Origin of the sequence: Oryzomicrobium sp., assembly GCF_036820405.1 — a bacterium.
GTDB lineage: Bacteria > Pseudomonadota > Gammaproteobacteria > Burkholderiales > Rhodocyclaceae > Oryzomicrobium.
This window is the reverse complement of the sequence record NZ_DAISLS010000015.1, coordinates 34,034-46,868: the sequence shown is the minus strand read 5'-3', so window position 1 is coordinate 46,868 and position 12,835 is coordinate 34,034. Positions and strand designations below refer to the sequence as shown.

Below are 12,835 nucleotides of genomic sequence, written 5' to 3'. Positions count from 1 at the left end.
TCTTCCCCAAAATAGTGCGATGCACTACCATCCGCCCATTAAATTTTTAGCCACGGATGGCGCGGCGTTCGAAGCAGAAGCCGGCCAGTTCCGATAAAGGGGAAGAGCATGAAAGTCCGGGAAATTCTGCGCATCAAGGGTTCGGTGCTGTTCACCGCCATGCCCCAGCAGACCCTCGACGGCGCGGTGGAAGTGATGGCCAACCACGACGTGGGCTCCCTGGTGGTGATGGGGGGCGGCAAGATGGTGGGCATGCTGACCTTCCGCGAAGTGCTCAAGGCCGTGGCCAGCCGCGCCACCAACTTCTGTGGCGGCGCCCTCGACCAGGTCAAGGTCGAGGAAGTGATGATCCGCAACCCGGCCTTCGCCACCCCGGAGATGGACGTGAACGACCTGCGCCGCCTGATGATCGACCAGCACCAGCGCTACCTGCCGGTGATGGACGGCGAGCTGCTGATGGGCGTGGTGTCCTTCCTCGACGTGGCCAAGTCGGTGCTCGAAGAACAGAGCTTCGAGAACAAGATGCTGAAGAACTACATCAAGAACTGGCCCGAAGGGGACGGCGGCGCCGCCGCCTGAGGACGGCGGATGGACGACGATCCGGCAACGGCCACCTTCGGGTGGCCGTTTTGCTTGGTGCTCCGGCGATTTGGCGGCGAGAGCGTGGCGTTGGCGGTGGGGGTGTTCCCGCCGGGCAAAAAATGGGTAGAATCGACGGCATCAAACGATCGTTTGAATTATGTCGGCCCGATTGACGGATGCCGGACCAACAAGAAGCCGCCGCCTCGAGCGGTCGACCAATAACCAGGGCTTAGCCATTGGAGGAGAACACATGGAACAACACGAGCTCGCGGACCGTCCGTGGCTGAAGAGCTACCCGGAGGGGGTGCCGGCGGAAATCGACGTCAATGAATTCGCCTCCCTGGGCGAGCTGTTCGAGAAAAGCTGCGCCAAGTTCGCCGACCGGGTGGCCTATCTGAACATGGACGTGGGCATCACCTACCGGGAGCTGGAGCAGCGTTCCCGCGACTTCGCCGCCTACCTCCAGGACGTGCTCAAGCTGCCCCGGGGCGCCCGGGTGGCGTTGATGATGCCCAACGTCCTGCAATACCCGGTGTGCATGTTCGGCATCCTGCGCGCCGGCTACGTGGTGGTGAACTGCAACCCCCTCTACACCCCCCGGGAACTGGAGCACCAGCTGGCCGATTCCGGCGCCGAGGCCATCGTGGTGGTGGACAACTTCGCCCACACCCTGCAAGAGTCCCTGCCCCACGCCCCCGCCCTCAAGCACGTGCTGGTCACCGGCCTGGGGGATTTCTTCCCGGCGGTGAAGCGCACCGTGGTGAATTTCGTGGTGCGCAAGGTCAAGAAGATGGTGCCGGACTGGTCGATCCCCGGCGCCGTGCCGCTCAACCGGGCCATGGCCCAGGGGGCTGCGGCCCGCTTCACCCCGGTCAAGGTGACCCACGACGACATCGCCTACCTGCAATACACCGGCGGCACGACCGGGGTGGCCAAGGGCGCCATGCTCACCCACCGCAACATCATCGCCAACCTGCAACAGGCCCACGCCTGGATCGAGCCCTTCCTCCAGGGCGAGCAGCAGCTGATCATCACGGCCCTGCCGCTGTACCACATCTTCGCCCTCACCGCGAACTGCCTGACCTTCTTCAAGGAGGGGGCGACCAACGTACTGATCACCAACCCGCGGGACATCCCCGGATTCGTCAAGGAGCTGGGCAAGTACCCGTTCACCGTCATCACCGGGGTGAACACCCTGTTCAACGCCCTGCTCAACAACCCGGACTTCGCCAAGCTCGATTTCAGCCACCTGCGCGCCGCCCTGGGCGGCGGCATGGCGGTGCAGAAGGCGGTGGCGGAGAAGTGGCAGAAGGTCACCGGCAAGGCCCTGGTGGAAGCCTACGGCCTCACCGAGACCTCCCCCGCCGCCACCATCAACCCCCTGAGCCTGGCCGAGTTCAACGGCGCCATCGGCCTGCCCATCTCCAGCACCGAGGCGTCGATCCGCGACGACAACGGCAACCCCCTGCCCATCGGCCAGGCCGGCGAGCTGTGCATCCGCGGGCCCCAGGTGATGAAGGGCTACTGGCAGCGCCCCGACGAAACCGCCGGCGTGTTCTGGCCCGACGGCTTCCTGCGCACCGGCGACGTGGGAGTGATGGACGAGCAGGGCTTCGTGCGCATCGTGGACCGCAAGAAGGACATGATCCTGGTGTCCGGCTTCAACGTGTATCCCAACGAGGTCGAGGCGGTGGTGGCGATGCATCCCGGGGTGATGGAAGTGGCTGCCGTGGGCGTGCCCGACGAGCGTTCCGGCGAGGCGGTGAAGATCTACGTGGTGAAGAAGGACCCGGCCCTCACCGCCGAGGCCCTGGTGGCCCACTGCCGCGACAACATGACCGCCTACAAGGTGCCGCACCTGGTGGAGTTCCGCGAGGAGCTGCCCAAGACCAACGTGGGCAAGATCCTGCGCCGCGCCTTGAAGGACGAGGCCAAGCAGCAGGCGGCGCGCAAGGTGGCCTGATACGGAGCTGCACCGCGGCACCAACGACAAAGCGCCCCGCGGGGCGCTTTGTCGTTGACGGGGGCCAAGGCAGGGGTCGTCGGCCGGGCTGTCTACAGTGCCTATGTTGCCTACAGCACCATCGCCGCGATCCAGCCGGCGGCCAGCACCGGCAGGTTGTAGTGCAGGAAGGTGGGCACCACCGTGTCCCACATGTGGTCGTGCTGGCCGTCCACGTTGAGGCCGGCAGTGGGGCCCAGGGTCGAGTCCGAGGCCGGGCTGCCCGCGTCACCCAGAGCGCCGGCGGTGCCCACCAGGCAGACCACGGCGGCCGGGGAGAAGCCCAGTTGCAGGGCGAAGGGCACGTACAGGGTGGCGATGATCGGCACCGTGGAGAACGATGAGCCGATGCCCAGGGTGACGATCAGCCCCACCACCAGCATCAGCAAGGCGCCGAGGGCCTTGCTGCCGGACACCAGCTGCACCGAGTTTTCCACCAGGGAGGCTACGTGGCCGGTGGCCTTCATCACCTCGGCGAAGCCGGCGGCGGCGATCATGATCAGGCCGATGGTGGCCATCATGCGCATGCCGTCGGCGAACACCGTGTCGGCGCGTTTGAGCGGCACCGCGCCGCCGGCCACGCACAGGGCGAAGCCGGCCAGGGCGCCGAGCAGCATGGAGTCGGCCCAGATTTGCACGGCGAAGGTGGCGATCACCGCCAGCCCGGCCACCGTCAGGGAGCGGCGCGTGTAGGCGACGGATTCCCGCTCCACCGCGTCGATGGCCGCCAGGTCGTAGCGGCGCGGCCGGCGGTAGCTGACGAACACCGCCAGCAGCAGGCCGGCGAGCATGCCCAGGGCGGGGATGGTCATGATGCCGCTGATATCCAGGCGGGCGATGACGTCGGCGCCCAGCCCGGCTTTTTCCACGTTGCCGAGCAGGATCTGCTTGAGGAAGATTTCGCCGAAGCCCACCGGGAACCACATGTAGGGGGTGATCAGGCCGAAGGTGAGCAGGCAGGCCACCAGGCGCCGGTCTACCTTGAGGCCCGCCAGGGTGTGCAGCAGGGGCGGTACCACTAGGGGAATGAAGGCGATATGGATGGGCAGCAGGTTCTGGGACGAGATGGCGAGCAGCAGCAGGGCGCCCAGGATGGCCCATTTGATCCGCCCGGCGTTGCGCCCCGGGGCGGCGGCCAGGCGCTTTTCGAGGAAATCGGCCAGGGCGTGGGGCAGGCCCGATTCGGCCAGGGCCAGGGCGAAGGCGCCGAGCAGGGCGTAGGACAGGGCCACCCCGGCACCGCCGCCCAGGCCGTTGTTGAAGGCGGTCAGGGTGGCCTTCAGGTCCAGCCCGCCCACCAGCCCGCCGGCCACGGCGGAGAGGAGGAGGGCGATGACCACGTGGACACGGGCGAGGGACAGCCCCAGCATCAGGGCGACGGCGAGCAGGACGGCGTTCATGGGAAAGCGTTGCAAAACAATGGCATGGCCGGTGCGGCCAGGAAGGCGCGCACCTTACCGGATGCATCGGGGCTTGGCTATGTTTCTTGCCGGGTCCGTGAAAAAATTTTCTTGCACCGCCGCAATTTTTGGCAGAAACTTCGCGCTTACCCGTAGTTTTGCGTGGGTGGTTATCCGCCATCCTCGCGGTTAGTTTCAGACGTTACCCACGTTGCTTCCAGCCGCCTCATCGAGCGGTTGCCGTAGCGGCCCAGCCTCCGTCGTTTCTTCGACCTTTTGACTCTGCCCACCGCCAACATCATGTTCCGCACCCTGGTCGCAGTCCCCGTCGTAGTCGTCGTAGGCGTAGTCGTTACTATGCCGGCGCGGGGTTGCGCGAGCTGAACGAAGCGGTCCAGACACTGACCGAACCGAATCCAGAAACCCCCGCCGGCGACGCCGACGGGGGTTTCGCCTTTTGGGGCCTCCTGCCGGCGACGAACAGCCAGCCCAGCAACCTGGACGCGGTGATCCGAACCCGAGAATTGCAAGGAGCCTCCATGACGACCCAACCCAAGACCATCACCCTGACCGGCGCCCAGCTCGCCGTGCGCCTGCTCGAACGCCAGGGCGTGCGCATCGTTTCCGGCATTCCCGGCGGCGCCATCCTGCCCTTCTACGACGCCCTGTCCCAGTCCCAGGCGATCCGCCACGTGCTAGCCCGCCACGAGCAGGGCGCCGGCTTCATCGCCCAGGGCATGACCCGGGCCACCGGCGTTCCGGCGGTGTGCCTGGCCTCCTCCGGGCCCGGCGCCACCAACCTGCTCACCGCGATCGCCGACGCCAAGCTCGATTCGATTCCCATCGTGGCCATCACCGGCCAGGTGCCCCAGAGCATGATCGGCACCGACGCCTTCCAGGAGGTGGACACCTACGGGCTGACCATCCCCATCACCAAGCACAACTTCATGGTCAGCTCGGCCCACGAGCTGCTTGAGGTGATTCCCCGGGCCTTCCGCCTGGCGCTGTCCGGCCGTCCCGGTCCGGTGCTGGTGGACATTCCCAAGGACGTCCAGGTCCAGTCCATCGAACTGCCCGCCGACGAATCCGCCTGGCCCGCCCCGGGCGTGGCCGATCCGCTGCCGGAAGTGCCGGCCGAACCCCTGGCCATCGCCGCCGAGATGATCAACGGCGCCCAGCGGCCGCTCCTCTACCTGGGCGGCGGCGTGGTGCACTCCGGCGCCTCGCTGCTGGCCACGGCTCTGGCCGAGAAGGCCTCCCTGCCCACGGTGATGACCCTGATGGCCCTGGGCGCCATGCCGGTGGATCATCCCCTGTCCCTGTCCATGCTCGGCATGCACGCCGCCCGCTGCACCAACCTGGCCCTGGAAGAGTGCGACCTGCTGATCGCCGTGGGTGCCCGCTTCGACGATCGGGCCACCGGCAAGCTTTCCCAGTTCTGCCCCCAGGCCCAGATCATCCACGTGGACATCGATCCCTCCGAGCTGGACAAGCTCAAGGCCGCCCACGTCGGTCTGAACGGCGACGTGGGCCAGGTGCTGAAGGGCCTGCTGCCCCTGGTCAAGCCGGTGATCCGTGAAGAGTGGCTGGGCCGCGTCGCCCAGCTCAAGCGCGACTTCCCCCTGGTCATGCCCAAGGTCGAGGATTCCCGCAGCCACTACGGCCTGGTCAAGGCCGTGGCCGACGCCCTGGACGATTCGGCGGCCATCGCCACCGACGTGGGCCAGCACCAGATGTGGGTGGCCCAGGCCTACCCCCTGCGCCGGCCGCGCCAGTGGCTGACCTCCGGCGGCCTCGGCACCATGGGCTTCGGCGTGCCCGCCGCCCTGGGCGCTGCTCTGGCCGAGCCGGAGCGCACCGTGGTGTGCTTCACCGGCGACGGCAGCCTGCTGATGAACATCCAGGAGTTCGCCACCCTGGCCGAGGAAGAGGCCAACGTGAAGGTGGTGTTGATGAACAACGCCTCCCTGGGCCTGGTGTACCAGCAGCAGACCCTGTTCTACGGCGAGCGCACCTTCGCCTCCAAGTACAAGGGCATTCCCGACTTCATGGCCCTGGCCAAGGCCTTCGGCCTGGACGCGGTGGATCTGGACGAGGCCGCCGACGACGCCGGCGCCCGGGCTATGCTCGGGGAGGCCCTCAACCGCCGCGGCCCCTGCCTGATCCACGTCAGCATCGACGTGGCCGAGAAGGTGTTCCCCATGGTGCCCCCGGGCGCCGCCAACAAGGAAATGATCGGCTGAGTCCGGGAGGAATGAACATGAACGCAAGCACCCAATCCGAACGCCAGGCCCTCGCCTGCACCGTGGTCGAGCTCGACGTGAATAACCATGCCGGCGTGATGAGCCACGTGGTCGGCCTGTTCTCCCGCCGCGCCTACAACGTCGAAGGCATCGTCGTGCTGCCCCAGGGCGACGGCGCCACCAGCCGCATCTGGTTGCAGGTCAACGAGGACGCCCGTCTGGAGCAGATGATCAAGCAGGTGGAAAAGCTCGAGGACGTGCTGGCCGTCCGCCGCCACGGCAACCAGCACCCGGTGTTCGAGCGCCTGGAGGAATTCACCCAGGCTTGACCCGGGGGCGGGCCGGTGCCCGCTCCGTTACCGTGCCTCAGTCTGTGCCTCAGCGGGCCGCCTCCGGGCGGCCCGCCGTCATTTCTGCCCCCTGGACGGGGCGCCCGGCCTGGGCCATGCTGGCCGGATCGACGACTTTCCCTCATTCGCCATGGTCAAGCTCAAGCGCGCCTATGAACAGCCCAGCCCCGCCGACGGCCGCCGGGTGCTGGTGGACCGCCTGTGGCCCCGGGGCGTGACCAAGGCCGAGGCCGGCCTTGACCTCTGGCTCAAGGACGTGGCGCCGAGCACCGCCCTGCGCCAGTGGTTCGGCCACGATCCGGCCAAGTGGGACGAATTCCGCCGCCGCTACCTGGCCGAACTGGCCGAGCCGGGACCGGCCGCCGCCTTGGCCGAGCTGCGCCAGCTGGCCGCCGCCGGTCCCCTGACCCTGGTCTACAGCACCCGGGAGACGGAGCGTAACCACGCGATCGTGCTGCGCGACCTGTTGCTGGCCCGCGGCGCCTAGAGGCGCCCTGGCGGAAGGCGCTGCGGTGCCCTGTGGCGGCGGCAGAGTGCGCTGAGTAGGTGGGTGCGGCGCAGGCTTGCCGGGCGCCCGGACCCGATTCGCTGCGCTGTGGTGTTGATCCCGCTACCGGCGGGAAGCCCCGTGATCCAGCGACGAAAAAGCCACCGCATGAGCGGTGGCTTTTTCGTGTGCCTGGGCTGAACCCAAGGCGGGGCGGGCATCTTCGCGGCACGCCTGCGGAAAGCCGCGTCCCTTCTGGGTTTCCAGACGGCCTGGTTGAAAGTCCGCGCCCCTATTGGGTTTCCGGGACGTGCCCGCCGGGCTCAGTCGTTGGCCGCGGCGCCGGCGATGGCCTGGTCCATGGCCTGGCGCAGGATTTCCGGGCTCTGGGCGCCGGAGACGCCGAGGCGGCCGCCGAAGATGAAGAAGGGCACGCTGGTGACGCCCATCTGCTGCACCCGCTCGGCCAGGGCCAGAACCTGCTCCTCCTCGCCGTCACCGGCCAGGAAGTCGAGGGCGCTCTGGTAGTCCCAGCCGGCGGCGTCGGCGATGCGCGCCAGCACTTCGTGGTCGCCCAGGTTGCGCGGCTCGACGAAGCTGATCATGAACAGGCCCTCCACCAGATCCTTGGTGGCTTGGGGCAGGGTGCGTTGCATGTGGTGGATCAGGCGGTGGGCGGCCAGGGTGTTGGCCCGCACCTCGATGCGCTCGAAGGCGAAGTTGATCCCGACCGAGTTGCCCGCCTCGCGGAGCCGGGCCCAGGTTTCGGCCAGTTTTTCCGGGCCGCCGAACTTGGCCTCCAGGAAGGGCCGGTAGGGCTCGCCCTGGGGCGGGGTGTCCGGGTTGAGGAAGTAGGGCAGCCAGCGGATGGCCACCGGCAGATCGGGCCGGGCCTGGCGCAGGTCGGCCAGGGCCGCTTCGAGGCGGCGCTTGCCGATGTAGCACCAGGGGCAGACCACGTCGGAGACGATGTCGATGGTAAGCATGAGGGTGTTCCTGTGGGGGCCGGGTCGGCACCTCTGCGGGCGCCGGAGCGTCGTTCGGGGGCTGCCCTCCCGCCGGGCGGGAGGGATGCGCAGGGCGCCCATGCTAAACTCATCCCTATCTTTTGGCACCTGTTCGGTGCGCTTTTCGGGATTTGCGCGCTCATGTCCGGCAACACCTTTGGCACCCTCTTTACCGTTACCTCCTTCGGCGAATCCCATGGCCCGGCCATCGGCTGCGTGGTGGACGGCTGTCCCCCGGGATTGTCCCTGAGCGAGGCCGACATCCAGGCCGACCTGGACCGGCGCAAGCCGGGCACCTCGCGCCACGTCACCCAGCGCCGCGAGCCGGACGAGGTGGAAATCCTCTCCGGGGTGTTCGAGGGCAAGACCACCGGCACGCCGATCGCCCTGTTGATCCGCAACACCGACCAGCGCAGCAAGGACTACGGCAACATCGCCCAGCAGTTCCGCCCGGGCCACGCCGACTACGCCTACACGCAAAAGTATGGCTTCCGCGACTACCGCGGCGGCGGCCGCTCCTCGGCCCGGGAAACCGCGGTGCGCGTGGCCGCCGGGGCGATCGCCCGCAAGTGGCTGTTCGAGCGCTACGGCGTTTCCATCCGCGGCTGGATGGACCAGCTCGGCCCCATCGCCATTCCCTTCGAGTCCGCCGAAGAGATCGGCCAGAACCCGTTCTTCGCCCCCAACGCCGCCATCGTCCCCGAGCTGGAGGCCTACATGGACCAGCTGCGCAAGGACGGCGATTCGGTTGGCGCCGGCATCACCGTCACCGCCACCGGCCTGCCGCCGGGCTGGGGCGAGCCGGTGTTCGACCGGCTCGACGCCGACATCGCCCACGCCCTGATGAGCATCAACGCGGTCAAGGGCGTCGAGATCGGCGCCGGCTTCGCCAGCATCGCCCAGCGCGGCACCGAGCACGGCGACGCCATGACGCCCCAGGGCTTCCTCTCCAACAACGCCGGCGGCGTGCTGGGGGGCATCTCCACCGGCCAGGACATCGTCGCCCGCATCGCCATCAAGCCCACCTCCAGCATCCGCACCCCGCGCCAGTCGGTGGACGTGGCCGGCACCCCGGTGATGGTGGAAACCTTCGGCCGCCACGACCCCTGCGTCGGCATCCGCGCCACTCCCATCGCCGAGGCCATGCTGGCCCTGACCCTGATCGACCACGCCCTGCGCCACCGCGCCCAATGCGGCGATGTGGTGTGCGCCACGCCGCGCATTCCGGGGGCGGTCGGCTGAACCGCGCGCACCGTGGCGAAACGGCCGGGCGCCCCAGGTTACGCAGTACCCTGATTCAAACCAACAAGGGAGGTACGCCATGGTGATCGATCCGCACGACCTGCATCACGAGTTTCCCGAGTACCGGGAGGCCATCAGCAGCCTGAAGGTGTCCAACGCCCACTTCGCCCGCCTGTTCGGCGAATACCACGTGGTGAACAACGAGGTGGTGAAGGCGGAGGAGGGCAGCACCCTGCTCGGCGACATCGAGCTGGAAGCCCTGAAGAAGCAGCGCCTCAAGCTCAAGGACGACCTCTACGGCATGCTCAAGGATCACGTGCCGGCCTGAACCGTCCGGCAGTCGCGCCTGCGGGGGGCTAGGCCCCCCGCGGTCGTTTCCGCCGCCCCGTTTTCTCCCTTCCCGCCGACCCCTTCCGTCGCCCCCTTTCCGTCCCGCCGCGCGGGGCCTCCGCTTCTTCCGCCCCTCCCATGCCTTCCGCCCCCGGGCTGCCCTACTGGCGCCTCGCCGGTTACTACTTCTTCTACTTCGCCTACGTCGGGGCGTTCTCCCCCTATTTCGGCCTGTACCTGCAATCCCTCGGGCTGTCGGCCTGGGACATCGGCCTGCTGATGACCCAGTCCCAGTTGATGCGCCTGTTCGCCCCGGCCCTGTGGGGCTGGTTCGCCGACCGCAGCGGCAAGCGCCTGACGGTGGTGCGCTGGACCTCGGCGGTGGCGGTGCTGGGCTTTTGCGGCTTCTTCGTCGCCGAGCGCTTCGCCGCCCTGATGGCAGCCATGATCGCCATGGCCTTCTTCTGGAGCGCGGCCCTGCCCTTGGTGGAATCCCTCACCTTCGACCACTTGAAGGGCGAGGCGGGGCGCTACAGCCGCATCCGCATGTGGGGGTCGGTCGGCTTCATCGTCGCCGTGGCCGGGGGCGGGGCGCTGCTCGACCGGATGTCCGTGTCCGCCGTGGTGCCCCTGGTGGCCGCCATCCTGGCCGGCATCGCCGCCCTGGCCTTCACCCTGCCCGAGGCCCACGGCGGGCAGCGTCACGCATCGGCCCCCGGCGGGCTGCGCGGCGTGCTCGCCCAGTCCCGGGTGCGGGCCCTGCTGGCGGCTTGCTTCTTCATGTCGGCGACCCACGGGGCGCTCTACGTCTTTTATTCGATCTACCTGTCCGACTACGGCTACAGCAAGGCCCTAGTGGGGGGCATGTGGTGCCTGGGAGTGGCGGCCGAGATCGCCGTGTTCTACTTCATGGCCCGGCTGATGCGCCGCTACGGCCTGCGCCAGATCCTGCTCGCCAGCCTGGCGGCAGCGGTGCTGCGCTTCCTGCTGATCGGCTGGGGCATCGGCTCCCTGCCGGTGCTGGTGCTCGCCCAGCTGCTCCACGGCATCACCTTCGGCGCCTTCCACGCCGCGGCCATCGCTGCGATCAACCGCTGGTTTCCCGGCCGCACCCAGGCCCGGGGGCAGGCCCTCTATTCGAGCCTGTCGTTCGGGGCCGGCGGGCTGGTTGGCGGTATGATCTCGGGCTATCTATGGGACACCATCGGTCCGGCCTGGGTCTATACCCTGAGCGCCGGATTCGCCGTGATCGGCTGGCTCCTCGCCGCCCGCTGGGTGCGCGAGGATGAACCGGCGCCGGTCGCGGCCGCCGTCTGAAAGGGGAATGCGGGGATGCGGGAAATGCAGGGAGTGCGAATCAAGTCGATGTGGGGCCTGACCGCCCTGGCGGTGGTGCTCACCGCCTGCCAGACCGTGCCGCTGACCGGCCGCAGCCAGTTGCTGCTGACCAGCGAATCGGAAGAGACCAAGCTCGGCCTGACCTCCTACCAGGAGGTGCTGAAGAAGGAAAAGGTATCCGCCGACCCGGCGGCCAACGCCCTGGTGCAGAAGGTGGGGCGGCGCATCGCCGAGGCCACTGGCAAGACCAGCTACCAGTGGGAATTCAAGGTCATCGACAACGACAAGACCCTTAACGCCTTCTGCCTGCCCGGCGGCAAGGTGGCGGTCTATACCGGCATCCTCAAGGTCACCCAGGACGAGGCCGGGTTGGCCACGGTGATCGGCCACGAGGTGGCCCACGCCATCGCCCGCCACGGCGGCGAGCGCATGAGCCAGCAGATGGTGGTGAGCGGCCTGACCGCCGCCGCTGCCCTGACCACCGACGATCCGGGCCGGCGCAACCTCTACGCCGGCTTGCTCGGCGCCGGCGTCACGGTGGGGGTGCTGCTGCCCTATTCGCGCTTGCAGGAATCCGAGGCCGACCGCATGGGCCTCATCTACATGGCCAAGGCCGGCTACGACCCCCGGGCCGCCGTCGCCTTCTGGCAGCGCATGAGCGATGCGGGCAAGGGCCAGGCCAAGCCGCCGGAACTGCTGTCCACCCACCCGGCCGACGCCACCCGCATCCGCCAGCTCGAATCCCTGATGCCCGAGGCCCTGGCCTACTACCGGCCGCGCTGATCCGGAGGCCGGCGTGGAATCCCGCATCCGCTTCGACTGGCGCGACCTGGAACTGTTCGTCGCCGTGGCCGAGACCGGCAGCATCGCCCGGGCGGCGGAGCGCAGCCATACCGTGGCCTCCGCCGTCAGCAAGCGCCTGGCCGACCTGGAGCGGGAACTGGCCACGCCGCTGCTGGAGCGTCACAGCAAGGGCGTGGGCCTGACCGCCGCCGGCGAGGCCCTGCTCGGCCGCGCCCGCAGCCTGATCGAGCAGGCCCGCCAGGTGGAGCAGGAGGTGCGCGGCTACGGCGCCGGCCTGTCCGGGCTGGTGCGGCTCCACGCCAACATCTCGGCCATCGTCGAATTCCTGCCGGCGGCCCTGGCCAGTTTCGGCCGGGAGCATCCGGGCATCCGGGTGCACCTGGAAGAACACGTCAGCGACGCCATTGCCCGGGCGGTGGTGGAGCAGGTGGCCGACCTGGGCATCGTCAGCGACCAGCCCCAGCGCGACGGCCTGGAACTGGTGCCGTTCCGCACCGACCGCCTGCAACTGCTGGTCACCCCGGACCATCCCCTGGCCGGGCGCGGCAAGGTGCGCTTTGCCGAATCCCTCGACTACCCGCTGGTGGGCCTGCCCGCCACTAGCGCCCTGCACGCCCGCTTGCAGCGCGAGGCCGCCGAGGCCGGGCGGGAGCTGCACCTGCCGATCCGGGTGTCGAGCTTCGACGCCGTGTGCGCCATGGTCGCCGCCGGCCTGGGGGTCGGGGTGGTGCCCCAGGCGGCCACCACCCCCTACATCGCCTCCCTGGGCCTGGTGGCCCTGACCTTGGACGAGGACTGGGCCCTGCGCCAGCTGTTCGTCTGCCGCCGCGCCGGCGAGGCCCTCTCGCCGGCCGCCCAGCGCCTGTTCACCCACCTTTGCCGGGCCTGAGCCCGGGTAGGGGAAGGGTCGCCCGCCCCATGGGCGGGGGGCGATGCAGTGCCATCGTCAACGGCGATGGCAGATTCTTTATCCATCGCTACCCAAGACGTCATTGCCCGGGCATCCTTGCCGGACGTGAGAGGGGCGCCCTGAGGTAGGATGTGCTCCCT

At 68.6% G+C, this 12,835-nt stretch carries 13 protein-coding genes; 11 read left to right on the top strand and 2 right to left on the bottom strand.

Annotation, left to right across the window (positions count from 1 at the left end; genetic code table 11):
- Nucleotides 1–108 precede the first annotated feature (108 nt).
- From V7Z98_RS15195 to fadD, 3 genes are read left to right on the top strand one after another with little or no spacing between them, the layout of a single operon-like run.
- On the top strand, nucleotides 109–579 hold the full coding sequence (locus V7Z98_RS15195) for a CBS domain-containing protein (protein ID WP_334158920.1): 471 nt from the start codon (nucleotides 109–111) through the stop codon (nucleotides 577–579).
- 9 nt (nucleotides 580–588) lie between these two features.
- Nucleotides 589–804, top strand: coding sequence for a hypothetical protein (locus tag V7Z98_RS15190; RefSeq protein WP_293265120.1), 216 nt, complete (start codon nucleotides 589–591; stop codon nucleotides 802–804).
- A 28-nt stretch (nucleotides 805–832) separates the two neighbouring features.
- On the top strand, nucleotides 833–2,545 hold the full coding sequence (fadD, locus tag V7Z98_RS15185; protein WP_334158918.1) for a long-chain-fatty-acid--CoA ligase FadD: 1,713 nt from the start codon (nucleotides 833–835) through the stop codon (nucleotides 2,543–2,545).
- Nucleotides 2,546–2,655: 110 nt separating this feature from the next.
- Here fadD and V7Z98_RS15180 read toward each other — a convergent pair whose 3' ends face one another.
- The gene (locus V7Z98_RS15180) at nucleotides 2,656–3,984 is read right to left on the bottom strand and encodes a Na+/H+ antiporter family protein (RefSeq protein ID WP_334158916.1); all 1,329 of its coding nucleotides are present in this window, start codon (nucleotides 3,982–3,984) and stop codon (nucleotides 2,656–2,658) included.
- 539 nt (nucleotides 3,985–4,523) lie between these two features.
- Between V7Z98_RS15180 and ilvB the strand changes: the two genes are divergently transcribed.
- The 3 genes from ilvB (at nucleotide 4,524) to V7Z98_RS15165 (ending at nucleotide 7,064) form a co-directional block, all read left to right on the top strand.
- Entirely contained in the window at nucleotides 4,524–6,227 is a 1,704-nt protein-coding gene (ilvB, locus tag V7Z98_RS15175) for an acetolactate synthase large subunit (protein ID WP_334158915.1), read from the top strand.
- Between the two features lie 17 nt (nucleotides 6,228–6,244).
- Nucleotides 6,245–6,556 (top strand): acetolactate synthase small subunit, encoded by a 312-nt coding sequence (ilvN, locus tag V7Z98_RS15170; protein WP_334158913.1) that lies wholly within the window; start codon nucleotides 6,245–6,247, stop codon nucleotides 6,554–6,556.
- 151 nt (nucleotides 6,557–6,707) lie between these two features.
- Complete coding sequence (locus V7Z98_RS15165) at nucleotides 6,708–7,064, top strand: DUF488 domain-containing protein (protein ID WP_334158911.1); 357 nt, start codon at nucleotides 6,708–6,710, stop codon at nucleotides 7,062–7,064.
- Nucleotides 7,065–7,387: 323 nt separating this feature from the next.
- Here the strand turns inward: V7Z98_RS15165 and V7Z98_RS15160 are convergent, their stop codons facing one another.
- A complete protein-coding gene (locus V7Z98_RS15160; protein ID WP_293265108.1) occupies nucleotides 7,388–8,050 on the bottom strand; it encodes a DsbA family oxidoreductase in 663 nt (220 codons plus the stop codon).
- A gap of 162 nt (nucleotides 8,051–8,212) precedes the next feature.
- On the opposite strand from V7Z98_RS15160, the gene aroC reads away from it, so the two are divergent.
- From aroC to V7Z98_RS15135, 5 genes are all read left to right on the top strand, one after another.
- A complete protein-coding gene (aroC, locus tag V7Z98_RS15155; protein ID WP_334158910.1) occupies nucleotides 8,213–9,313 on the top strand; it encodes a chorismate synthase in 1,101 nt (366 codons plus the stop codon).
- 79 nt (nucleotides 9,314–9,392) lie between these two features.
- Nucleotides 9,393–9,641 (top strand): YdcH family protein, encoded by a 249-nt coding sequence (locus tag V7Z98_RS15150; protein WP_334158909.1) that lies wholly within the window; start codon nucleotides 9,393–9,395, stop codon nucleotides 9,639–9,641.
- A 140-nt stretch (nucleotides 9,642–9,781) separates the two neighbouring features.
- Nucleotides 9,782–10,960, top strand: a complete 1,179-nt coding sequence (locus tag V7Z98_RS15145; RefSeq protein WP_293265104.1) for an MFS transporter — start codon at nucleotides 9,782–9,784, stop codon at nucleotides 10,958–10,960.
- A gap of 24 nt (nucleotides 10,961–10,984) precedes the next feature.
- Nucleotides 10,985–11,764: a M48 family metallopeptidase gene (locus V7Z98_RS15140; protein ID WP_334158907.1), complete on the top strand. Its 780-nt coding sequence runs from the start codon at nucleotides 10,985–10,987 to the stop codon at nucleotides 11,762–11,764.
- A gap of 13 nt (nucleotides 11,765–11,777) precedes the next feature.
- Nucleotides 11,778–12,674 (top strand): LysR family transcriptional regulator, encoded by an 897-nt coding sequence (locus V7Z98_RS15135; RefSeq protein WP_293265100.1) that lies wholly within the window; start codon nucleotides 11,778–11,780, stop codon nucleotides 12,672–12,674.
- Nucleotides 12,675–12,835: the final 161 nt, after the last annotated feature.

Bases quoted from the DNA above. Each gene is read 5' to 3' on its own strand.
- V7Z98_RS15140 (WP_334158907.1), top strand. From the start codon at position 10,985: ATGCAGGGAGTGCGAATCAAGTCGATGTGGGGCCTGACCGCCCTGGCG.
- aroC (WP_334158910.1), top strand. From the start codon at position 8,213: ATGTCCGGCAACACCTTTGGCACCCTCTTTACCGTTACCTCCTTCGGC.
- ilvB (WP_334158915.1), top strand. From the start codon at position 4,524: ATGACGACCCAACCCAAGACCATCACCCTGACCGGCGCCCAGCTCGCC.
- V7Z98_RS15180 (WP_334158916.1), bottom strand. From the start codon at position 3,984: ATGAACGCCGTCCTGCTCGCCGTCGCCCTGATGCTGGGGCTGTCCCTC.
- V7Z98_RS15150 (WP_334158909.1), top strand. From the start codon at position 9,393: ATGGTGATCGATCCGCACGACCTGCATCACGAGTTTCCCGAGTACCGG.
- V7Z98_RS15165 (WP_334158911.1), top strand. From the start codon at position 6,708: ATGGTCAAGCTCAAGCGCGCCTATGAACAGCCCAGCCCCGCCGACGGC.
- ilvN (WP_334158913.1), top strand. From the start codon at position 6,245: ATGAACGCAAGCACCCAATCCGAACGCCAGGCCCTCGCCTGCACCGTG.
- fadD (WP_334158918.1), top strand. From the start codon at position 833: ATGGAACAACACGAGCTCGCGGACCGTCCGTGGCTGAAGAGCTACCCG.
- V7Z98_RS15195 (WP_334158920.1), top strand. From the start codon at position 109: ATGAAAGTCCGGGAAATTCTGCGCATCAAGGGTTCGGTGCTGTTCACC.
- V7Z98_RS15190 (WP_293265120.1), top strand. From the start codon at position 589: ATGGACGACGATCCGGCAACGGCCACCTTCGGGTGGCCGTTTTGCTTG.
- V7Z98_RS15145 (WP_293265104.1), top strand. From the start codon at position 9,782: ATGCCTTCCGCCCCCGGGCTGCCCTACTGGCGCCTCGCCGGTTACTAC.
- V7Z98_RS15160 (WP_293265108.1), bottom strand. From the start codon at position 8,050: ATGCTTACCATCGACATCGTCTCCGACGTGGTCTGCCCCTGGTGCTAC.